This is a genomic window from Halorubrum tebenquichense DSM 14210 (assembly GCF_000337415.1).
In the GTDB taxonomy this organism is placed as follows: Archaea; Halobacteriota; Halobacteria; order Halobacteriales; family Haloferacaceae; genus Halorubrum; species Halorubrum tebenquichense.
The window spans coordinates 1-19,136 of record NZ_AOJD01000004.1 but is presented as its reverse complement, the minus strand read 5'-3'; the positions used below and the strand labels follow the sequence as shown (position 1 = coordinate 19,136).

20 protein-coding genes and 1 tRNA gene are annotated in these 19,136 nt (G+C 70.7%); 5 read left to right on the top strand and 16 right to left on the bottom strand.

The genetic code is table 11. The features are described 5' to 3' along the window. Positions 1 to 35: 35 nt before the first annotated feature. A tRNA-Arg gene (locus C472_RS00695) sits at positions 36 to 110 on the top strand. Between the two features lie 59 nt (positions 111 to 169). Beyond that, complete coding sequence (locus C472_RS16715) at positions 170 to 646, top strand: hypothetical protein (RefSeq protein WP_152420559.1); 477 nt, start codon at positions 170 to 172, stop codon at positions 644 to 646. A gap of 97 nt (positions 647 to 743) precedes the next feature. Here the strand turns inward: C472_RS16715 and moaA are convergent, their stop codons facing one another. The 7 genes from moaA to C472_RS00660 form a co-directional block, all read right to left on the bottom strand. Continuing rightward, positions 744 to 1,748, bottom strand: a complete 1,005-nt coding sequence (moaA, locus tag C472_RS00690) for a GTP 3',8-cyclase MoaA (protein ID WP_006627849.1) — start codon at positions 1,746 to 1,748, stop codon at positions 744 to 746. 167 nt (positions 1,749 to 1,915) lie between these two features. After that, complete coding sequence (locus tag C472_RS00685; RefSeq protein WP_006627848.1) at positions 1,916 to 2,683, bottom strand: MBL fold metallo-hydrolase; 768 nt, start codon at positions 2,681 to 2,683, stop codon at positions 1,916 to 1,918. Between the two features lie 103 nt (positions 2,684 to 2,786). Continuing rightward, positions 2,787 to 3,212: a universal stress protein gene (locus tag C472_RS00680; protein ID WP_006627847.1), complete on the bottom strand. Its 426-nt coding sequence runs from the start codon at positions 3,210 to 3,212 to the stop codon at positions 2,787 to 2,789. A 126-nt stretch (positions 3,213 to 3,338) separates the two neighbouring features. Then, complete coding sequence (locus C472_RS00675) at positions 3,339 to 3,896, bottom strand: diadenylate cyclase (RefSeq protein ID WP_006627846.1); 558 nt, start codon at positions 3,894 to 3,896, stop codon at positions 3,339 to 3,341. A gap of 122 nt (positions 3,897 to 4,018) precedes the next feature. Further along, entirely contained in the window at positions 4,019 to 4,897 is an 879-nt protein-coding gene (cruF, locus tag C472_RS00670) for a bisanhydrobacterioruberin hydratase (protein ID WP_006627845.1), read from the bottom strand. Next, complete coding sequence (locus tag C472_RS00665) at positions 4,894 to 5,811, bottom strand: prenyltransferase (RefSeq protein WP_006627844.1); 918 nt, start codon at positions 5,809 to 5,811, stop codon at positions 4,894 to 4,896. Before C472_RS00665 ends, cruF begins: the two co-directional genes overlap by 4 nt. Further along, positions 5,808 to 7,307, bottom strand: a complete 1,500-nt coding sequence (locus tag C472_RS00660; RefSeq protein ID WP_006627843.1) for a phytoene desaturase family protein — start codon at positions 7,305 to 7,307, stop codon at positions 5,808 to 5,810. Before C472_RS00660 ends, C472_RS00665 begins: the two co-directional genes overlap by 4 nt. A gap of 134 nt (positions 7,308 to 7,441) precedes the next feature. Between C472_RS00660 and C472_RS00655 the strand changes: the two genes are divergently transcribed. Continuing rightward, positions 7,442 to 8,182: an SDR family oxidoreductase gene (locus C472_RS00655; RefSeq protein WP_006627842.1), complete on the top strand. Its 741-nt coding sequence runs from the start codon at positions 7,442 to 7,444 to the stop codon at positions 8,180 to 8,182. A gap of 28 nt (positions 8,183 to 8,210) precedes the next feature. Here C472_RS00655 and thiM read toward each other — a convergent pair whose 3' ends face one another. Continuing rightward, positions 8,211 to 9,086: a hydroxyethylthiazole kinase gene (gene thiM / locus C472_RS00650; protein WP_006627841.1), complete on the bottom strand. Its 876-nt coding sequence runs from the start codon at positions 9,084 to 9,086 to the stop codon at positions 8,211 to 8,213. Next, complete coding sequence (gene thiE / locus C472_RS00645; RefSeq protein ID WP_006627840.1) at positions 9,079 to 9,714, bottom strand: thiamine phosphate synthase; 636 nt, start codon at positions 9,712 to 9,714, stop codon at positions 9,079 to 9,081. The genes thiM and thiE overlap by 8 nt, the downstream gene beginning before the upstream one ends. A gap of 99 nt (positions 9,715 to 9,813) precedes the next feature. Here thiE and C472_RS00640 point away from each other — a divergent pair, with 99 nt between their 5' ends. Continuing rightward, positions 9,814 to 11,265 carry an MATE family efflux transporter gene (locus C472_RS00640; RefSeq protein ID WP_006627839.1) on the top strand — a complete coding sequence of 484 codons (1,452 nt, stop codon included), beginning with the start codon at positions 9,814 to 9,816 and terminating at the stop codon, positions 11,263 to 11,265. 45 nt (positions 11,266 to 11,310) lie between these two features. Here the strand turns inward: C472_RS00640 and C472_RS00635 are convergent, their stop codons facing one another. From C472_RS00635 to C472_RS00605, 7 genes are all read right to left on the bottom strand, one after another. Then, positions 11,311 to 12,168, bottom strand: a complete 858-nt coding sequence (locus tag C472_RS00635) for a mechanosensitive ion channel family protein (RefSeq protein WP_006627838.1) — start codon at positions 12,166 to 12,168, stop codon at positions 11,311 to 11,313. 96 nt (positions 12,169 to 12,264) lie between these two features. Then, positions 12,265 to 13,428 (bottom strand): 7,8-didemethyl-8-hydroxy-5-deazariboflavin synthase subunit CofG, encoded by a 1,164-nt coding sequence (cofG, locus tag C472_RS00630; RefSeq protein ID WP_006627837.1) that lies wholly within the window; start codon positions 13,426 to 13,428, stop codon positions 12,265 to 12,267. A 154-nt stretch (positions 13,429 to 13,582) separates the two neighbouring features. Beyond that, positions 13,583 to 14,242: a 2-phospho-L-lactate guanylyltransferase gene (gene cofC / locus C472_RS00625; protein WP_006627836.1), complete on the bottom strand. Its 660-nt coding sequence runs from the start codon at positions 14,240 to 14,242 to the stop codon at positions 13,583 to 13,585. Between the two features lie 18 nt (positions 14,243 to 14,260). Continuing rightward, positions 14,261 to 15,439 (bottom strand): tubulin/FtsZ family protein, encoded by a 1,179-nt coding sequence (locus tag C472_RS00620; RefSeq protein WP_193365843.1) that lies wholly within the window; start codon positions 15,437 to 15,439, stop codon positions 14,261 to 14,263. Positions 15,440 to 15,553: 114 nt separating this feature from the next. Beyond that, a complete protein-coding gene (locus tag C472_RS00615) occupies positions 15,554 to 16,450 on the bottom strand; it encodes a complex I NDUFA9 subunit family protein (RefSeq protein WP_006627834.1) in 897 nt (298 codons plus the stop codon). A 108-nt stretch (positions 16,451 to 16,558) separates the two neighbouring features. Beyond that, positions 16,559 to 17,428, bottom strand: a complete 870-nt coding sequence (locus tag C472_RS00610; protein WP_006627833.1) for a universal stress protein — start codon at positions 17,426 to 17,428, stop codon at positions 16,559 to 16,561. Positions 17,429 to 17,470: 42 nt separating this feature from the next. Then, on the bottom strand, positions 17,471 to 18,826 hold the full coding sequence (locus C472_RS00605) for a hemolysin family protein (protein WP_006627832.1): 1,356 nt from the start codon (positions 18,824 to 18,826) through the stop codon (positions 17,471 to 17,473). A 165-nt stretch (positions 18,827 to 18,991) separates the two neighbouring features. On the opposite strand from C472_RS00605, the gene C472_RS00600 reads away from it, so the two are divergent. Continuing rightward, positions 18,992 to 19,136 (top strand): dTMP kinase (locus C472_RS00600; protein ID WP_006627831.1); only part of this gene is annotated, 145 nt, incomplete at its 3' end.

The window sequence follows — 19,136 nt, the reverse complement described above, 5'->3', positions numbered from 1 at the left end:
GCGTTTTTTAGACCCGGCCGAGTAGAAGCGAATGAGGGCACATAGCTCAGCCCGGATAGAGCGTCGGACTTCTAATCCGACGGTCGTGGGTTCGAATCCCACTGTGCCCGCTATCTGCGAGCGAATCGGCACGGGATAGTATAATTGCTACAAAGACACAAACATAATTATGATAGGGTTTCCAGAACTCTCAACATCGGCTGCGACTTTACTTTCAGCACTTCTTGGTGGGATAATAGGTTCAATAGGGACGTACTACGCGCAACATAGATTACAAAATTCAAAAAGAGAAAAAAGAACAGAATGGGTCAGACAGGCATTGATGTCTGAGTTGGAAACGATGGATGCACTGGACAAGTGGCCTCATAACCCAGATGGGAGTGGTGTTCCACACGGGAACTGGCTTCATAATCAGGTTTATGAGTCAATATCAGGGGAGCTTGGACGGCTGGATGAGGATGAGATGTCGGCGTTAATCGCATTTCATGGAGGTGCAAGACATGTAATGAGCGATATCGATCATCTGTCTGAACTCTCTGAAGATGAACAACAGAAATCTATCAGTATAATCCACAGTCACTTGAGCCATATTAAATACCAGCGGAGGGCAGCAATGCATCTTATAGCTCGCAACCAAGATACATAGATTTGTTATCTATTAAGCATACATTTCAACAAATTACTACAACATAAAAGTCACAGCTGAATCGTCGTAGCTCACATCAGATAGACCAAAATTCTGCTCAGTCCGCCGCGGGCGGCGTCCCCAGGTACTTCTCGTTGAGTTCGTACTCGCCGTCGTCGCCCTCGACGAGGTACTCGCCGTAGTAGGGGACGCGGTTGGCCACCACTTCCTCGAACGTCTCCGCGATCTCCTCCCGGCTCATCTCGCCCATCGACCGGAGGTCGTCGTTGCGGTTGAGACACCCCTTCAAGTAGCCCTCGTGGGTGACGCGGACGCGCCCGCAGTTCGCACAGAAGTCCTCGTTCTCGACGGGGTCGACGATCTCGACCATGCCGCCGGCCTCCTCGTCGCTGTCCTCGCCGACGAAGTACCGCTTCCGGTCGTGCATCTCGCGGTGTTCGACCCGGTCGGCCTCCTCCGCGAGCCAGTCGTGGACGCGCCCGATGTCGACGTTCCACTCGGGCTTGCCCGTCAGCTCCGGCATGTACTGGATGAGCTGGAGCTGGAGCCCCTCGTTGTCGGCGACGTGCTCGACCATCTCCTCGACGTAGCCCGCGGTGTGCGTGAACACGACCATGTTGAGCTTCACGGGGTCGAGCCCGGCGTCGACGGCGGCCTTCACGCCCTCTAACACCTTCTCGTACGCGCCCGACTTCGTCACCTCCGCGAAGTCGTCCGGGTCGAGCGCGTCCTGCGAGACGTTGACGCGGTCGAGCCCGGCGGCCTTCAGGTCCGCCGCGCGACCGGGCAGGAACGTGCCGTTCGTCGTCATCGACACCTCCATCGAGTCGGGCGTGCGCTCGATGATCGCTTCGAGGTCCTGCCGGAGCATCGGCTCGCCGCCGGTGAACTTCACCGCGTCGACGCCGTAGCCCTCGACGACCTCTAAGAAGCGGACCACGTCGTCGGCGCTCATCTCCGACTCGCTCGGCTCCATCGGCCCGCGCGTGTCGCCTAACCCCTCGTTGTGACAGTAGACGCAGTCGAAGTTACACCGGTCGGTGAGCGAGATCCGAACCCCCGTCACCTCCCGTCCGAAGTCGTCCGCGAGTGGGCCGGCCATACCCGACAGGAGCGACTACGCGCGCTTAAATAACCGGGTCGATCATGCGGGTGCGTAACAGATAGCGGTTACGTCCCGCTCGGATTCTGCCCGACGACCGATTACGATTCTGACACCGAGAGCGACCCCGGCGGCGATCGGCGATGACGGCGTCGAACCCCCGCCGCTCACAGCGACACGCGAAGCCCGTCGGTCGCGGTCCGCACCTCGCCGTCGAAGCCCGCCTCGCGGACCTGCTTTTCCATCTCGCGCTCCCGGCCGCCGGTGTGGGGGTAGAGGTGCGACAGCAGGAGGGTGCCGACCTCCGCGCCCGCGAGCGCCTCGCCGAGGCTCGTCGGCCGCGGGTGGTTCGACACGTCGACGTCGTCCGGGAACGAGCAGTCGTGGACCAGGCAGTCGGCCCCGTCCGCGAACCGCGCCATCCCCGCGAACGCCTCGGTGTCGCCCGAGAGAACGAGCGGGCCGTCCCCGGCCGGCGCGTCGGAGCTCGGCGGCGAGAACCGGTACGCGAACCCGTCCATTGAGTGACGCGTCTCGCGGGCGGCCACGTCGAACCCGGCCGCGGCGAACGGGCGCGCCGCGGACACCTCCCGGATCGCGAGGTCGATCCGGCCGTCGAGGTAGTCGTGGACGTCGAGCAGGCCGTCGACGAGCGACTTCGTGCCCGCGGGACCGACGACTTCGAGGTGTTCCTCGCCGGCGAGCCAGCGGGCCTTCAGGAGGGGTAACAGGGCGGCGACGTGGTCGAGGTGGTGGTGGGTCAGAAGGACCGTCGAGACGCCCTCGTAGCCGGTGTCCGTCCCGGCGAGTCGCTGGAGGACGCCGCTGCCGCAGTCGACGAGCAGCGACCGGTCGCCGTCGTCGAGGAGGTACCCGGCCTGCGCGCGGTCGGGGACCGGCATCGCGCTGCCGGACCCGAGCACGGTGAGTTCCATACCGGGGCGTCGCGTCCGCATCCACCTAATTGCCCCGGACGGGTCGGCGACAGACCCCCTGATCGGGGGGACGAGGCCGGCGGTGGAGTCCTCCGCTCGACGGTTACTTTATCAGGAACACGGGCACCGAGGCGTCGTCGGCGACGCGGTCGGACACGCTGCCGAGCGACCGGATCCGCTCGCGCGGCGACTTCCCCTCCGGGCTCATCACGATCACGTCGATACCGTTCTCCTCGGCGTAGGCGACGATCTCGGTGTCGGGCGTCCCGTGCGCGACGTGGGTCTCGGCGTCGATATCGGCCTCGGCGGCCGCTTCCGCGACCGCGTTCACCGCGTCTTCACCCTGCGATTCGAGGTCGGCGACGACCTCGTCGTGGAGGTCGCCGGAGTTGGCGGCCGCGATCCGCTGGTCGACGACGTACAGCGCGTGGACCGTCGCGTCGTGGTCGCTCGCCAGCCGGGTCGCGTGATCGAGCGCGCGGTCGACCGCCTCGCTCCCGTCCGTCGGAACCAGAATATCGTCGTACATGGGTCGCCGTTCGCCCGGCCGCGGCTTAACGGTGGGGCCTCGGTGCCGGACGCCGGGAGCGCCGCGACCGCGGAGTCGACGCCGGACGCCGGGAGCCAACGCGACGCGGCGGCGACGCCGTGAGTCCTACGCGACGCGCCAGCGGCCGCCGATCGCCTCGCGCTGCGCGCTGTCGGCCTCGCCGTCGCGGAAGACGCTGACGCGGCCGCTCTCCTCGCTCAGCGTTACCGTCGCAACGACCTCCGGACGGACGGAGGTCTCGATCGCGCTCATGTGGCGCGACCCCATCCACGGCTCGTAGCTCACGTCGTCGACGAGGTCGGTCTCCGCGTCGCGGGTGCCCAGGTCGCGGAACCGGACCATCTGCGACTCGATCTCGCCGTCGACCGCGACGACGACGCCGCCGTCCTGTTCGACGCTCACCGACTCCGCGGCGGCCGCGAACGCGTCCTCGTCGAAGACGGAGGCGCAGTCGTCGCGCGGCCAGCGGTTGTCGCCCATCGGGTCCGCGTACGCGCCGTAGTCGCTGTCGCCGATGACGGCGAAGTACAACCCCGGCCCCTTCACGTGCGGCTCTTCGTACCCGTCGAAGGAGACGCTGATCCCCTCGGCGCAGTAGGTTAGCCGGTCGACGACCTCGCACACGCGCTCGTGGTCGCCGTATTGGATTGCGAGCCCGCTCATCGCCGTCGGTCCTCCCGGTTCCCCCGTCGCGTGCGGTTGCCGCCGTCAGTCACGACCGGAAGGACGTGGGCCCGGTATATAAGCGCAGCCGAGTGGCGCGGCCGCGCCCGCCCCGGCCGCCGCTACCGCCGCCACTGCGTGAACAGCCGCGTGTCGAACCGGTCGGCGCGGACTAGTCCGACGCCGAAGGCGGCGGCGACCGCCGCGGGCAGGAGGTTGCCGAACCAGAGGTTGATTCCCCCCCAGAGGATCACGAAGCTCACCATGTCATCGAGCATGAACTCGCAGTCGCGGAGCCGGTCGCGAATTCCGGCCGCCGCGAACGCCCGATCGAGCGTGACGACCGCGACGACCGCGGACAGCACCCAGCCGGCGTAGTTCGAGAGCGGGACGCCGTAGAACGCGCCGCCGCCGAAGTCCCAGAAGCCGAGCGACACCGCGCCCGGGTCCAACACGACGTCCATCGCGACGACGACCGGGATCACCGTCGCCAGCCGGACCCACACGCTGTCGGCGCGCGGCCCGAGCAGCAGCAGACACAGCAGGTAGGCGTTCAACACGAGCGGGATGAAAAAGACCGGGAGCGCGACGGGCACCCCCGCGAGCATCGGGCCGAGGTCGACCGTGTACGCGAACTCCCCGTACGGCCAGCCGGTGGCGACGCCGACGCCCTCGATGAGGTAGGTGTACGCGACCAGCACGCCGACCCAGCCGAGCGCGCGGCGGTCGACGGTCGGCAGCACGCCCACGACGAGCGGCGACCGCATCACGATCACGCCGAACAGCACGAACCACGGGTGGAAGGCGTACGGCTCCGGCACCACCCCCTCTGCGCTGGCGACGAGCGCGATCGCGCCGACGAGCGGGAACACGACCGCGATGGTGAAGCGGTTCTCGCGGACGATCCGGTCGAGCAGCGCCTCCGCCTCGCGGCGCGTGTCGGGCAGCCGGTCCCGGAGCGCGTCGAGGCCCGACCCGGTCGTCGCGGTCGAGTCGGTCACGGCAGCGCCTCCCAGAGCGGGTACACCCGCCAGAGGCCGCCCATCGACAGCAGCGTGCCGACGACGGTGTTCAGCGCCGGGAACCACCAGTACGCCCGGTCGACCGAGACGGACGAGCGCGCGACCCACGCGACGAAGACCGGGTAGACGCCGAGCAGCGCGCCGAGCCGCGGGTCGACGAGCCAGAACGCGGCGGCCGCGGCGGTCCACGCCGCGAAGCAGTAGGCGTACGTGCGCGCCTCGCCCAGCACCGTCGCGGTCGTGTCGATCCCCGCGGCCCGGTCGGGCTCGATGTCGGGGATCGCGGAGAACGTGTGCATCCCCATCGTCCAGAGCCACGCGCCCGCCAGCGCCGCGAGCGGCGGGTGCGCGCCCGCGACCGTCGCGTACGCCGCCGCGCCGGGGAGCGCGTACAGCCCGTTCGACAGCGAGTCGAGGAACGGCGTGGTCTTGAACCGCGCGGGCGGCGCGCTGTACCCGACGGCTAAGACGAGGAAGCCGAGCAGGTACGGCCACGCGACCCGGGGCGTGATCGCGAGCGTCGCCACCCCCAGCGCGCCGGCGGCGACGACCGCGCCGACGACCAGCCGACTTCCCCGCCAGCGGGCCTCGCGGCCCTCCTTCTTCGGGTTCAGCTCGTCGATGTCGGCGTCGAACACGTCGTTGACGCCGTAGAGGAACACGTTCGCGGGGACGAGGAAGTACGCCGCGAGCGAGACCGTGACGGGCGTGAACAGCTCGCTCACGTCGGCGATGCCGTAGGTGACGCCGACCGCGACCGGCCCGGCGAGGTACAGCCAGAAGCGCGGCCGCGACAACACCAGCAGGTAGCGGAGCCCCTCGCCGCCGCCCCCGGCGGACTCCGCGCGGTCGTCCGTGGTGGATCGGTGTTGGTCGCTCACGGCCTCAGTCACGCGTCGTCGGCCATCGCTTCCGCGGTCAGCTGCCCGCTGATGAGACACATCGGGACGCCGATGCCGGGCGTCGTCGTCGACCCCGTGAAGTGGAGCCCGTCGACCGCGTCGGAGGTGTGCGGCGGGCGCAACAGCGAGGTCTGGGTGAGCGTGTGCGCCAGCCCGAGCGCGCTGCCCGCGTAGCTGTTGTACCGGTCCGCGAAGTCGTCGACCGAGAACGTCTCCTCGACGACGACGCGGCCGCGGAGGTCGGTGTCGGTGTTCTCCGCGATGTCGTCGATCACCAGATCGCGGTAGCGGTTGCGGATCTCCGGGGTGTCCGCGAGCCCGGGCGCGATCGGCACTAAGGCGAAGAGGTTGCTGTGGCCCTCCGGCGCGACCGTGTCGTCGGTCTCCGAGGGGACACAGAGGTAGTAGGCGGGGTCGTCGGGCCACTCGGGGTCGTCGAAGATCTGCGCGAAGTGCCCGTCCCAGTCGGTCGGGAGCACGAGCGTGTGGTGTTCGAGGTTCGGCACGTCGCCCTCGACGCCGAGATACAGCAGGAACGCGGATGGGGCGTACGTCCGCGACTCCCAGTACTCCTCCGTGTACTGCCGCTTCCGCTCCGGAAGCAGCTCCTGTTCGGTGTGCGCGTAGTCGGCGTCGGAGACGACCCGGTCCGCGAGGTACCGCTCGCCGTTCACGGTGTCGACCGCGAACGCGCCGTAGCGGCCCTCGATGCCGGTCACCTCGGCGTCGGTGACGAACTCGACGCCGAGGTCCTCGGCCAGTTCGACGATGCCGTCGACGACCGCGCCGATCCCGCCCTCGGGGTAGTAGACCCCCATGTTGTAGTCGACGTGGCTCATCAGGTTGTACAGCGCCGGCGTGTTCGTCGGCGACCCCCCGAGGAACACGAGCGTGTACTGCATCAGCTGCTGGAGCTTCGGGTGGTCGAAGTAGTCCTCGACGTGCCCCTGCATCTTGCCGAGCAGCGAGAGCCCCCACGAGTAGCGCAACACGTCTGTATCCACGTAATCGCGCAGCCGCGGGCGGTCCTCGTACACGAAGTGTTCCATCCCGATCTCGTAGGTCCGCTGGGACTCCTCGAGGTACGCGTCGAACGCCTCGCCCGCGCCCGGCTCGTACGACTCGAAGATCTCCCTGTTCTCCGCGCGGTCCGGGAGCACGTCGACCTGATCGCCGTCCTTCCAGAACACGCGGTAGTGCGGGTCGAGCCGCTCTAACTCGTAGAACTCGTCGGGCGACCGGTCGAAGTGGCCGAAGAACCGCTCGAAGACGTCCGGCATCAGGTACCACGAGGGCCCCATGTCGAACCGGAACCCGTCGACTTCGAGCCGGCTGGCGCGGCCGCCGAGCTGCTCGTTCTTCTCCAACACGGTGACGTCCGCGCCGGCGTCCGCGAGGTAACAGGCAGTCGAGAGACCGCCGAAGCCACCGCCGATGACGACGACCGACTCGCCGGCGACGCCGTCGATGTCCGGGACCACGTCCATGTGCGATCTTAGGGACGGCGACGGTATAAATCCGGCCGGACGCGGCGCGGAGCCCCGGCGGCGAGCGCCGCCCGCCCGACCGCGCCGCACCGAGTGGATACCACTAAGTCGCCGACGCGCGTACCCCATGTCACATGGATCTGACGGTCGCGATCACCGGGGCAACGAGCGGGATCGGGCGGGCCGTCGCCGAGGCGTTCGTCGACGAGGGGGCGTTCGTCGCCGTCTCCGGACGCGACGGCGGGGCCGTCGATCGGACCGTCGCGGCGCTGAACGGCGACGGAGGCGACGGCGAGACTCCGAACGAGGGGGGAGACGGCGACGCCGAGCGCGGGACCGCCTGGGGCGACCGCGTCGACGTGCGCGACGAGTTCGACCTCGAGCGCTTCTTCGAGCGCGTCGCCCGCGAGGCCGGCCCGGTCGACGTGGTGTTCGCGAACGCCGGCGTGTTCCACGGCGCGCCCGGCGAGCGCCCGACGACGGAGGTGACGTACGCCGACTACGACGACACGATGCGGACGAACGCGCGCGGCGTGTTCGCCACGATATCGGAGGCGGTCCCCCACCTCGCCGACGGCGCGCGCGTCCTCGTCCCGTCGGGCGCGGTCGCGGCCGAGTCGAAGCCGGGGATGGGCGCGTACGCCGTCTCGAAGGCGGCGGCCGAGGCGGTCGCGCGCGGCTTCGCCGCCGACCTCTCGGCGACGGTCGGCGTCGTCGACCCCGGCCTCGTCGCGACCGACCTCACGGGGAAGGAACGCGCCCGCGACCCCGAGAGCGTCGCGCCGCTGTTCGTCTGGGCCGCCACCGAGGCCCCGGCCGAGGACCTGAACGGCGGCCGGGTCGGCCTGCGTGAGTGGAAGACGGCGACGCGGTAGCTCGCCGCCGCGCCCGCGATCAGAGGGACTATTCCTCGAACCGAACCTTCGACGCGCGGTCGGCGACGTCCGTCTCCGGCGGGTCGGCCGCCATTGCGGCCACCGCGTCCATGAACGCGGTCCGGTAGGTCGCCGGCCCGTCCGGCTCCGTCGCGGCCGCGCGCTCGCCCGCCAGCCCGTACGCCGCCGTGCCGACGAGCGCGGCCTCCACGGTCGTCGCGACCGGGGGGTCAGCCCGCCGGGTCAGCGTGGTCACCGTCCCGAGCGTGCTGGCGAGCATACAGCCCGACCCGACGAACGACCCCATCCGCTCGTGGCCGACGGCGAGTTCGTACGCGCCGCCGTCGGGGTCGGCGACGACGTCCGCCGTGCCGGACGCGACGACGACGGCCCCCGTCTCGGCCGCCAGCGCCTCGGCGGCGGCCGCGACGCCGGACTCCTCGCCGACGGACTCGACGCCCCTGACCGTCGCCTCTTCGCCCGCGAGCCCGCGGATCTCCCCGGCGTTGCCCTTGATCACGTCGAACGCGACCGACTCGAGGAGTCGGCCGACCGACTCGACGCGGTGCGGCGTCGCGCCGTAGCCGACCGGGTCGAGGACGACGGGGGCGTCGGCCTCGTTCGCCCGCCGCCCGGCGTCGACCATGGCGTCGACGTCGGACCGGCTCGCCGTACCGGTGTTTATCACGACGGCGTCGGCTCCGGCCGCCATGTCGCCGGCCTCGGCCGGCGCGTCGGCCATCACCGGGAGTCCGCCCCAGTGGAGCGTGACGTTCGCCGTCTCGCTCGTCGTCACGGCGTTGGTGAGGTGGTGGACGAGCGGGCCGGCCTCGCCGACCGCGGCCAGCGTCCGGGCGAGGCGCTCGGCGTCGAACGCGTCGAGCGGGTCGCTCTCGTCAGACATCGGCGACCGCCTCCCCGAGCGTCGCGACCGCCGCTGTCGGATCCTCTGCGGCCGTGATCGCCGACAGGACCGCCACCCCGGTCGCGCCCGCGTCGACCACCCGCCCCGCGTTGCTCCCGTCGATGCCGCCGATCCCGATCACCGGAACCTCGACCGCGTCGGCGACCGCGGCGATCCGGTCGGTGCCGACCCCGTTCCGCTCGTCGGGCACGTCCTTCGAGGACGTCGCGTACACGGCTCCGACCCCGACGTAGTCCGCGCCCGCCGCCTCGGCGGCGCGCGCCTGCTCGACCGTCGACGCGGAGACGCCGACGACCGCCGACTCGCCCAGTCGCTCGCGGGCGACCGCGACCGGCAGGTCCGACTGGCCGAGGTGGACGCCGTCGGCGTCGACGGCCGCGGCGAGGTCGACCCGGTCGTTGACGATCAGCGGGACGCCCGCCTCGGCCGTCAGCTCGCGGAGGCGGGTGCCCGTCTCGTACCGCTCCCGCGCGGAGGCGTCCTTGTCGCGGAGCTGGACGACGTCGATCCCCCCGTCGATCGCGGCCGCGACGACCTCGGGGGTCGTCCGCCCCGCGGACCGGCTCGCCGCCGTGACGAGGTACGTCTGCCACTCGTTGGTATTCATGTGTGATAAGCGGCCGCGGTAGGGTGAAAACGGTTGCGCTACGGGCCGCCCCCGACCCGGACGGACAGACACAAGCCGCCCGACACGTATCCTAGATCAATGCTATCCCGGCTCCGGCGCGGCGTCGCCCGCGTCGCCGAGGCGGTCGCGGGCGCGCTCCACCGCGCCGGCGTCATCGACCGGTCGCGGCTCGACGAGACGATGGGGCTGGCGTGGCCCCGGATCGTCACCGGGTTCGCGATCATGTCGAAGAACACCGTGGACCTCGCGGTGATCGGCTATGCCATGGGGGTCTCCGCGGTCGCCGGCCTCGGCTACGCGTTCGCGTTCTGGCAGCTCGCGAAGTTCGTCTCCATCGGGCTCGCGGGGGGGACCGTCTCGCTCGTCTCCCAGAACTACGGCGGCGACGAGCGCGGCCGCGCGGGGCTGGTGGTCAAGCAGTCGCTCATCGTCGCCGGACTGCTCGTCGCGCCGATCGTCGCGGGGTACGTCCTCGGCGCGGAGCGGCTGATCGCGCTCGTAGGCGGCGAGGGGGCGGCGCTGTCGGCGGGGACGACCTACCTCGTCGTCACGGCCCCCGCGCTCGCCTTCGAGTTCTTCAACATGATCGCGAGCCGGACGTACGCCGGCGTCGGCGACACCCGCACGCCGATGGTCGCGCGCGCCGGGGGCGCGCTGTTGAACGTCGTCCTCACGGCGTGGCTCGTCCTCGGAGCCGGGCTGGGCGTGTTCGGCGCGGGGCTCGGCACCGCGCTCTCCATCGCCGCCGTCGGGCTCGTGCTCGCGTGGGGGATGACCGGGCGGTCGTACTTCGGCCGCGGCGCGTCGCCGGTCCCGGTCGGCCGCTCCGGGCCGTGGCTCGACCTCGGCCTCTCCCGGCAACTCCTCCGGGTGTCCGCGCCGCTGATCGCGCGCCGGGTCGCGGAGGGGCTCGTCGTCTTCCCGCTGTTGTGGGTCGCCTCGTCGTTCGGCGAGGCGGTCGTCGCCGCCCTGGAGGTCGGCCGCCGGGTGCGGGCGCTGCTCGGCAGCTTCAGCTGGGGGTTCTCCATCGCCGCGAGCACGCTCGTCGGCCAGCGGCTCGGCTCCGGCGAGGAGACGCTCGCCACGGCGTACGGCCGCGACGTGATCGCGCTGTCGGCGGTCGTCTACGTCCTCGCGTCGGCCGCGGTGATCGCCGCCGCGACCCCGATCGCCGGGGCGTTCGTCGACGACCCGGCGGCGGTGAGCGCAACCGCGGCGTTCGTCGTCGCGGCCGCGGTGTCGGCGGTCCCGCTCGGGATCGACGGGTCGATCACCGGCTCGCTCCGCGGTGCGGGGGACACGCGCTGGCCGTTCGTCGCCTCCATGATCGGGCTGTACGCCGTCGCGCTCCCGGCCGCGCTGGTCGGGCTCGCGACGCCGCTCGGGGTCGGCGGCCTCTACGTCGCGCTGGTGGCCGAGAAGCTCGTGCCCGCCGGGCTGAACGGCTACCGGTTCCGGTCGAACCGCTGGCAGGCGGTCAGCCGGCAGTACAGGCCGGGTGGAGGCGACGGCGAGAAAGAGGCCGGGTGAACCCGGGCGGCGGCGAGCCCGCAACCGGGTCGCTCGCGCAGACGCCTACTCGTCGGCGACCGATTCGAGCACTTCGACGCTCCCGGTGAGCTGCCGGTGGACGTACGGCATGTCGATGCCGGCGTCGTCGAACGCCTCCTTCACCGCGGTGACGTACTCGGAGCGCACCCGGACGAAGTCGCCGCGGTCGGGGTCGTCGATCCACCAGCGCGACTGGAGGCCGACCGCCGAGTCGCCGAGTTCGGTGACCCGGACGGACACGCCCGGGTCGTCGAGGATCTCCTCGTGCGCTTCCGCCTTCTCGACGATGATGTCGGTCGCCTCGCCGATGTCGTCGTCGTAGCCGATCCCGAAGACGAACTTCTGGCGGAGCGTGTCGTACGCGACCGGGTTCGTCACCGCGTTGTTCGCCAGGTCGCCGTTGGGCACGGTGATGAGTTCGTTGTCGAAGGTCCGGATCCGCGAGACCCGCAGGTCGATCTCCTCGACGCGACCGCTGTTGCCGTCCCACTCGATCCAGTCGCCGACCTCGAACGGCTTGTCCTTCAGGATGAACACGCCGGCGACGAAGTTGCCGAGCAGGTCCTGCGCGGCGAAGCCGACCGCGAGCGCGAGCGCGCCGCCGAAGACGGCGAACGCCGAGAGGAACGCGCCGTAGCCGGCCACGGCAAACCCGATGGCGACCGCCGCGACCCAGACGACGGCGTTGAGCACGTTCGTCCCGAGGCTCAACACCGCCTCGTCGAACCCGCGCGATCTGACGACCCGCCGGAGCCCCGGAATGAGCACGTACTTCCCGAGCAACAGCACGGCCACGAAGCCGGCGACGAACCGGATCAGCGTCCCCGCGATCGCCGCCACGTCGACCGCGTTCGTGATCGCGTCGAGTTGTGAGGGATTCATCACCCGCCCATTCACGAGACTATTTAAAGAAGCTACTGACCGCGCGGTTGTTTACTTCCGGTGCGTCCGCGAGATTCGAGGCGGTCTCTCGCCGAGTCAGTCGCTCCGGACCGCCAGCGGGCCGTCGCCGCGGGCGACCGCGCGCAGCCGCCGCCCGTGGACGTCGCCGTCGGCGATCCGCTCGCGGACTGCCGCGGGGATCCACGCCTCGCGGCCGTCAGGGTCCCGCGCGGGGGCGACGCCCGCGGGCCGGCACTCGTCGGGGAGGTATCGGGCGTAGGTGGGGAGTCGCTCGCGGAGCGGCACGCCGCCGGCGTCGGCCACGGCTTCGAGTTCGCGGAGGTCCGGCCACTCGTAGGCGGGGTTGATGTAGTCGTCCGTCACCGGCGAGACGCCGCCGAGGTCGTCGACCCCGCAGTCGACCAGCTCGGCCGCCGGCGAGAGGTTCGGCGGGACCTGAACGGACACCTCCTCGGGCAGCGCCGCGCGCGCCATGGCGACGACCCGGCGCATCGTCGCGAGGTCCGGCTTCGGGAAGTCGGAGCGCTCGTTGGGGACGACGTTCTGGACGATCACCTCCTGGACGTGGCCGTGCCGCTCGTGGAGCGCCCGGATCGCGAGCAGGCTCTCGGCGCGGTCCCGCCACTCCTCGCCGATGCCGACGAGGATTCCCGTGGTGAACGGGACGCCCTGCCGGCCAGCCGCGCGGATCGTGTTGAGCCGCTGGCCCGGCGTCTTCCGGCGGCCGCCCGAGTGCGCGTCGACGTCGGCGGTCGTCTCCAGCATGACGCCCATCGACGCGTTCACCTCGCGGAGGGCGGCGAACTGCGCCTCGGTGAGATCGCCCGGGTTCGAGTGCGGGAGCAGCCCCTCCTCCAAGGCGATCTCGCAGGCCCGATAGAGGTAGTCGTGGATCGACTCGAACCCCCACTCGGCGAGCGTCTCGTGGACCGCGGTGTACCGCGCGTCGGGCTCGTCGCCGAAGGTGAAAAGCGCCTCCGTACAGCCGGCGTCGGCCCCGACGCGACACCGCTCGCGCACCTCCTCGGGCGACAACAGCGACGCCTCGCCCGGCACGTCGTAGTAGGTACAGTACGTACAGGTGTACCGGCACGCCGTGGTCAGCGGAATGAAGACGTTGCGCGCGAACGTGAGCCGATCCGCGGTGTCGACGTCGTCGGGCCCGACCGAGAGCAGTCGCTCGACGTCCCGCTCGGCGACCGCGACGTCGAGGTCGTACGCGTCGGCCCCGGCGAACACGGCCGTCACTCGCGGGCGGCGATCAAAAAGGATCGCGGTTGCGGATCCCCTGACGTAACCGGATCTGGTATCGCTGAGCGCGGTCCGGGGGAGCGACCGCTTTCGATCGCTTCCGGTCGCCGACCGCTTTCGATCGCTCGACCGCGCTGGCGTCTCACTCCCGGACCGCCCCCACGCGCCCGCCGGACGCGTCGAGGACGAAGCCGGCCTCGCGGAGCCACCTCGCCGCCCGCCCCTCGCCGTGGATCAGCACCTCCGCGAGGTCGTCGGCCTCGTCGACGTCGGTGCCGAGCCGGCGGGAGTCGACCGCGACGAACGCCGCGCCGACCTCGGCCGCGATTTCTCGGTGGTCGAGGTACGACGCGCCGTGGTAGTCGACCCGGAACGCGGGATGCGAGGCGACGAACGCGTTCGTGCCGCCGCCCCGACCCGGCGCGACCGCCACGTCGGCGTCGCACCCGGCCGCGAACAGCCGGTCGATCGCCGCCGGGGTCGCCAGCGCGAGGTCCGCCATCACGACGGCGACCGGGTCGTGCGACCGGTCGGTCTCGGCGTCGCCGGCCGCGGCGGTCTCGAAGTGCTCGTCCAGCGCCGCGTTCACGGCGTCGGTCAGCGGGCGGTCGTCGACGGTCACCGTCCGGTCGACGTCGACCGCGTCGGTCGCGAGGACCCGCGGCTCGCCGCCGGCGGCGACGATCGACTCCAGCACGTCCGTCAGCATCGCTCGCGCGAACGCGCGTCGCTCGTCGGGCGAGAGCACGTCGGCGAGCCGCGACTTCGGCCGGTCGGTCGAAAAGGGAACGATGACCTCCATCGCGAGCGACGGCGACCCTTAGAACAGGGACTCCAGCTCGTCGCTGTCGTCGCTGACGAGCTCGTCGAGGTTCTCGTCGCTCTCCTCGCGGATCTCGTCTAAGTTGTCCTGCGCCTCGATGGCGACCTGCTGGAGCTCCTTGATCCGCGGGACGTTCGTGACGCCCGCGAGCAGGATGACGGTCGCGACGAAGCCCGCGCCGCGGTACGGGTAGTCCCCGCCGCGGACCTCCATCGAGCCGGTCTGCTCTTCGAGCCACTTGCGGCCGCGCTCGATGCCCTTCCGGTTGAGGTACTCCGGCGGGCCGGCGAGCACGAGCAGCGCGCGCTCCGCGCCCTCGATCTCACAGGGGAGCGTGAGCCGCCCCAGCGCCGCCTTGCGCACGAGGCTGGTGATCCGGTTCGTGGTGTGGGCGCTGTCGAGCTCCTCGTCGTCGCCGTCGTCGCGGAGCCGCGAGAGCAGCCCGCCGGAGGAGCGCTCCTCGACCTCCTCCTCGGCGTAGCCGACCGTCGAGACGCCGCCCCCGGAGAGGGTGTTGATGATCTCCGAGGAGTCGACGACGCTCTCCGCGACCTCCTGACCCTGCTGGATCTCGCCCGCGCCGAACAGGATGCCGAACCGCCGGACGATCTCCTCGTTGATCTCCTCGTAGCCGCCCTGGACGGACTCGCCGGTCTTCCGCCAGGCGTCGTTGTCGAACACCATCAGGTTGTCCACCTCGCGGACGAACGTCTGGAACGAGCGGGCCGCGTTGAGGGTGTAAATGCCGCCCTCGTCGCTGCCCGGCAGGATCCCCAGCCCGTACACCGGCTCGGTGTAGATCCGCTTGAGGTGTTTCGCCAGCACCGGCGCGCCGCCGGAGCCGGTCCCGCCGCCGAGCCCGGCGACGACGAGGAACGCGTCCACCTCGTGGACCGGGATCGAGTCGATCGCGCCCTGGACCTCGTCGATGTCCTCTTCCGCGATCTCCGCGCCCAGTTCGTTGTCCGCGCCCACGCCGTGGCCCTTCACCCGGGACTGGCCGATGAGGACGCGCTGGTCCTCGGCGATGTGTTCGAGCCCCATGAGGTCCGCCTTCGCCGTGTTAACGGCCGCTGCGGCCCGAACTATCTCGGAGCCCGTCCGCTTATCGTACTCCAAGAACTTGTCGACGACTTTACCCCCCGCCTGTCCGAATCCGATCATTGCGAGTTTCATCGTGTGCTCCCTCCGCGTTTGACGTGAACAGAACGCGATCTCGTATATAAGCCTTCGGTTGCCATTACCATCGGTGATATTAGTCCAGTTGACACGTTCGGGGCGATCCCCCGGTCATCGCACCCCCAAGTGCTCGCCGAGCGTCGTCAGTTCGGCGGCGTCGACGCCGAACGCCCCGACGTCGTTGTCGGCGGTCGTGTTGTCGAACTTCAGCGAGCGGTACTGGTCCGGCCCCATCGGGAAGCCGGGGACCGCGCCCAGCACGGAGAGCCCGATCTTCGCCAGCGGCATGGGAAGCGGGAGGATGGTGACGCCCTTCTTCTCGGCCTCGTAGACGAGATCCGTCACCTGCCGGAGCGTCAGCACCTCCGGGCCGCCGATCTCGTAGGTCTCGCCGACGTGCTCCTCGTCGGTCACCGCCGCGGCGATCATTGGGACCAGATCCTCGACGTGGATCGGCTGGAACCGCGTCTTGCCGCCGCCGGGAAGCGGGTACAGCGGGACGCCGGGCGCGAACATCCCCTTCAGCCGCTTGGTGAACGAGACGAACTCGCCGCCCTCGCCGAAGACGACCGACGGGCGGAAGATCGCCCAGTCGAGGTCGCTCTCGCGGACGATCGACTCCGCCTCGCCCTTCGAGCGGATGTAAGCGGTGTCGCCGTTCGGGTCCGCGCCGAGCGCGCTCAGCTGGACGAACCGCTCGACGCCGCCGTCCTCGGCCGCGCGGACGAGGTTCTCGGTCCCGCCGCGGTGGATCCGGTCGTGCATGCGATTGCCGCCCTCCGGTTCGAACAGCGGCGAGAGCGCGACCAGATTCACGACCGCGTCGTGGCCCTCGACGGCCGATTCGATGGAGCCGTAGTCAGTCACGTCGCCGCTGACGCCCGTCACTCCCTCCGGCGTCTCCTCGGGCGAGCGGGAGAGCGCGGTCACCGCGTGGTCGTCCTCGGCGAGCGCGCCACAGAGGTACGACCCGATGAATCCGGTCCCGCCGGCTACCAGTACTTTCATGCGATCCACGTCGCGTGGCAAGCCCGTAAACCTACCGCGGTGTCTGACGCGCGGGCGACGGCGCGAGCGGATCAGTACCCGTCGACCGCAGGCGACGGCGCGGGCGGATCACTCCTCGTCCGCCTCGGTCGCCGGGACGGTCAACACCGGCACGGGGACGGTCCGCAGGGCGCGCTCGGCGACGCTCCCCAGCAGGTACCGGCTCACGCCGGTCCGGCCGTGGGTGCCCATCGCCACGAGGTCGACGCCGTGCTCCTCGACGTACGCGCGGATGCCGCGCGGGGCCGAGGGGGCGACCTCGACGGCACCGACCGCCGCGACCCCGGCGGCCTCGACCCGCTCGACGCCTTCGGCGACCTCGTCGTCGGCGTACTCGGAGAGGACGTCCGCGTCGACGTAGTCGCCGACGCCGATCCCGCCGGTGGCGACGACGGAGAGGACGTGGACCGTCGCGCCCGCGCGCTCCGCGATCGGGATCGCCCGGTCGAGCGCCGCGGTCGCCGCCGCGCTGCCGTCGGTCGGCACCACCACGTCCTCGTACGGGTACGCGGTCTCGTCGTCGCCCGAACGGAGGGCCAACACCGGCACCGAGGACTGCCTGACGACGCGCTCTGTCGTGCTGCCGACGAGCCGTTCGACGCCCTGCCGGCCGCGCGTCGACATGACGAGGAGGTCGGCGTCGGCCTCCGCGGCGTACGCGGCGACCGTCTCCGGGACGCCGCCCTGTCGGACCGCCGTCTCCGTGGCGACGCCGCGGTCGGCGGCGCGGGCGGCCGCGTCCGCGACGATCGACTCGCCCTCGCGTTCGAGCACGTCCACCACGTCGCCGCCGATCCGCGTCACGCTGTCGCGGGTCGTGTCCGCGACGTGGACGAGGTGGACGGTCGCGCCGTGGTCGGCGGCGACGGCGAGGGCGTGATCGAGGGCCGCCGCGGCCGCGTCGCTGCCGTCGGTGGGGACACAGATTCGGTCGACCATGGGGGCCGGTCGCGCCCGCGGGTGAAAAACGCTCGCGTCGCGTCACTCGTTCGGGTCGTCGCCGGCGGCGGCGTCCGCGGACCCGTCGCCGTCCTCGCGCCGCGTGACGCGTACCGTCGAGATGCGCGCGCCGTCGACCGCGGTGACCTCGAAGGCGAACGCCTCCGTCTCGGCGACGTCGCCGACCTCCGGGGAGCGACCGATCGCGTCGAGGACGAACCCGCCGAGGGTCTCGTAGCCGTCGCCGTCGAGGTCGGTACCGAGCGCGTCGTTGACGGCCGCCAACGCGACGGAGCCGTCGGCCTCGTGGGTTCGGTCGGCGGTCCGGCGGATGGTGTGGTCGTGCTCTGGGGTGTCGAACTCGTCGCGGAGGTCGCCGACGAGCGCCTCGGCGACGTCCTCGACGGTCGCGATCCCCTCGAACGCGCCCCACTCGTCGATGACGGCCGCCATCTGTCGGCGCTCGTCGCGGAACTGGATGAGGAGGTCGCTCGCGCTCGTCGTCTCCGGGACGACGAGGATCTCCCGGGCCAGATCGCCCGCGGTGGCGTCGTCGCCCGCCTCGGTCGCGCGCAACACGTCTTTCACGTCCACGAAGCCGACGACGCGGTCGGCGTCGTCGCGGGCGACGACCGGGTAGCGGGTGTGGCCGGCCGCGAGGATCGTCTCGCGGACCGCCGAGAGCGACGCGTCCGCGGACAGCGAGACGACGTCGGGGCGGGGGACCATCAGCTCGCGGGCCGCGGTGTCGTCCAGCTCGAAGACGCCCTCGATCATCGCGACCTCCGACTCGTCGACGTGGCCCGCCTCGCCGGCGCGGGCCAGCACGCGCCGGATCTCGCGTTCTTCGAGCGTCTCGTCGCTCTCGGAGGCCGGCGGGATGCCGATCAGGCTCGTGAAGGCGTTCGCGGTGCCGTTGAACACCGCGATCCCGGGCGCGAAGACCAGGTACGCGAGCCGCATCGGCGGCGCGAGCAGCAGCGAGATCCGCTCGGCCTGCGCGATGGCGATCGTCTTGGGCGCGAGTTCGCCGAAGACGACGTGGAGGAACGTGATGAACGAGAAGCCGACCGCGAACGCGACGAGGTGGACGAGGTTCTCGGGGAGCAGCGGCCCCAGCACCGGTTCGAGCAGCGCCGCGACGGCGGGCTCGCCGATCCATCCCAGGCCGAGCGACGCGAGCGTGATCCCGAGCTGCGTCGCCGCGAGGTAGTCGTCGAGGTTGGTCATCACCTCCTGGAGCGTCTCCGCGCCCGCCTTCCCGTCCTCGACCATCTCCTCGACCGAGGTCGAGCGGATCCGGACGAACGCGAACTCGGAGGCGACGAAGAAGCCGTTGAGGACGACCAGCACCAGCGCGGCCGCCACCCGCGACAGCGAGACGGCGATCGCTACCATTCGGTCCCTCCGGGCGCGCGACCGGTCGACGGATCGAGTGCCATGGCGGCGGTTCGCGGAGCCGCCACTAAAAGGAGGTGGCGTCGGTCGCGCCGCGACGCGGCGACACCGAGCGGACCCGCCGCGACCCGGGCCGTTTATTCCTCGGCGCGGCGGAACGCCACCATGCTGATCACGCTGGAGGGGCTCGACGGCAGCGGCAAGACCACGGTCTGGGAGGCGCTCCACGACGTGTATCCCGACGCGACGTTCACCCGCGAGCCGACGGACAGCTGGTACGGCGACGCGGTGGCGCGGTCGATGGGAGACG

Bases quoted from the DNA above. Each gene is read 5' to 3' on its own strand.
- C472_RS00635 (WP_006627838.1), bottom strand. From the start codon at position 12,168: ATGAATCCCTCACAACTCGACGCGATCACGAACGCGGTCGACGTGGCG.
- C472_RS00610 (WP_006627833.1), bottom strand. From the start codon at position 17,428: ATGGTCGACCGAATCTGTGTCCCCACCGACGGCAGCGACGCGGCCGCG.
- C472_RS00660 (WP_006627843.1), bottom strand. From the start codon at position 7,307: ATGGACGTGGTCCCGGACATCGACGGCGTCGCCGGCGAGTCGGTCGTC.
- moaA (WP_006627849.1), bottom strand. From the start codon at position 1,748: ATGGCCGGCCCACTCGCGGACGACTTCGGACGGGAGGTGACGGGGGTT.
- C472_RS00615 (WP_006627834.1), bottom strand. From the start codon at position 16,450: ATGAAAGTACTGGTAGCCGGCGGGACCGGATTCATCGGGTCGTACCTC.
- cofC (WP_006627836.1), bottom strand. From the start codon at position 14,242: ATGGAGGTCATCGTTCCCTTTTCGACCGACCGGCCGAAGTCGCGGCTC.
- C472_RS00685 (WP_006627848.1), bottom strand. From the start codon at position 2,683: ATGGAACTCACCGTGCTCGGGTCCGGCAGCGCGATGCCGGTCCCCGAC.
- C472_RS00640 (WP_006627839.1), top strand. From the start codon at position 9,814: ATGCTATCCCGGCTCCGGCGCGGCGTCGCCCGCGTCGCCGAGGCGGTC.
- C472_RS00675 (WP_006627846.1), bottom strand. From the start codon at position 3,896: ATGAGCGGGCTCGCAATCCAATACGGCGACCACGAGCGCGTGTGCGAG.
- C472_RS00680 (WP_006627847.1), bottom strand. From the start codon at position 3,212: ATGTACGACGATATTCTGGTTCCGACGGACGGGAGCGAGGCGGTCGAC.
- thiM (WP_006627841.1), bottom strand. From the start codon at position 9,086: ATGTCTGACGAGAGCGACCCGCTCGACGCGTTCGACGCCGAGCGCCTC.
- thiE (WP_006627840.1), bottom strand. From the start codon at position 9,714: ATGAATACCAACGAGTGGCAGACGTACCTCGTCACGGCGGCGAGCCGG.
- C472_RS00620 (WP_193365843.1), bottom strand. From the start codon at position 15,439: ATGAAACTCGCAATGATCGGATTCGGACAGGCGGGGGGTAAAGTCGTC.
- C472_RS16715 (WP_152420559.1), top strand. From the start codon at position 170: ATGATAGGGTTTCCAGAACTCTCAACATCGGCTGCGACTTTACTTTCA.
- C472_RS00605 (WP_006627832.1), bottom strand. From the start codon at position 18,826: ATGGTAGCGATCGCCGTCTCGCTGTCGCGGGTGGCGGCCGCGCTGGTG.
- C472_RS00655 (WP_006627842.1), top strand. From the start codon at position 7,442: ATGGATCTGACGGTCGCGATCACCGGGGCAACGAGCGGGATCGGGCGG.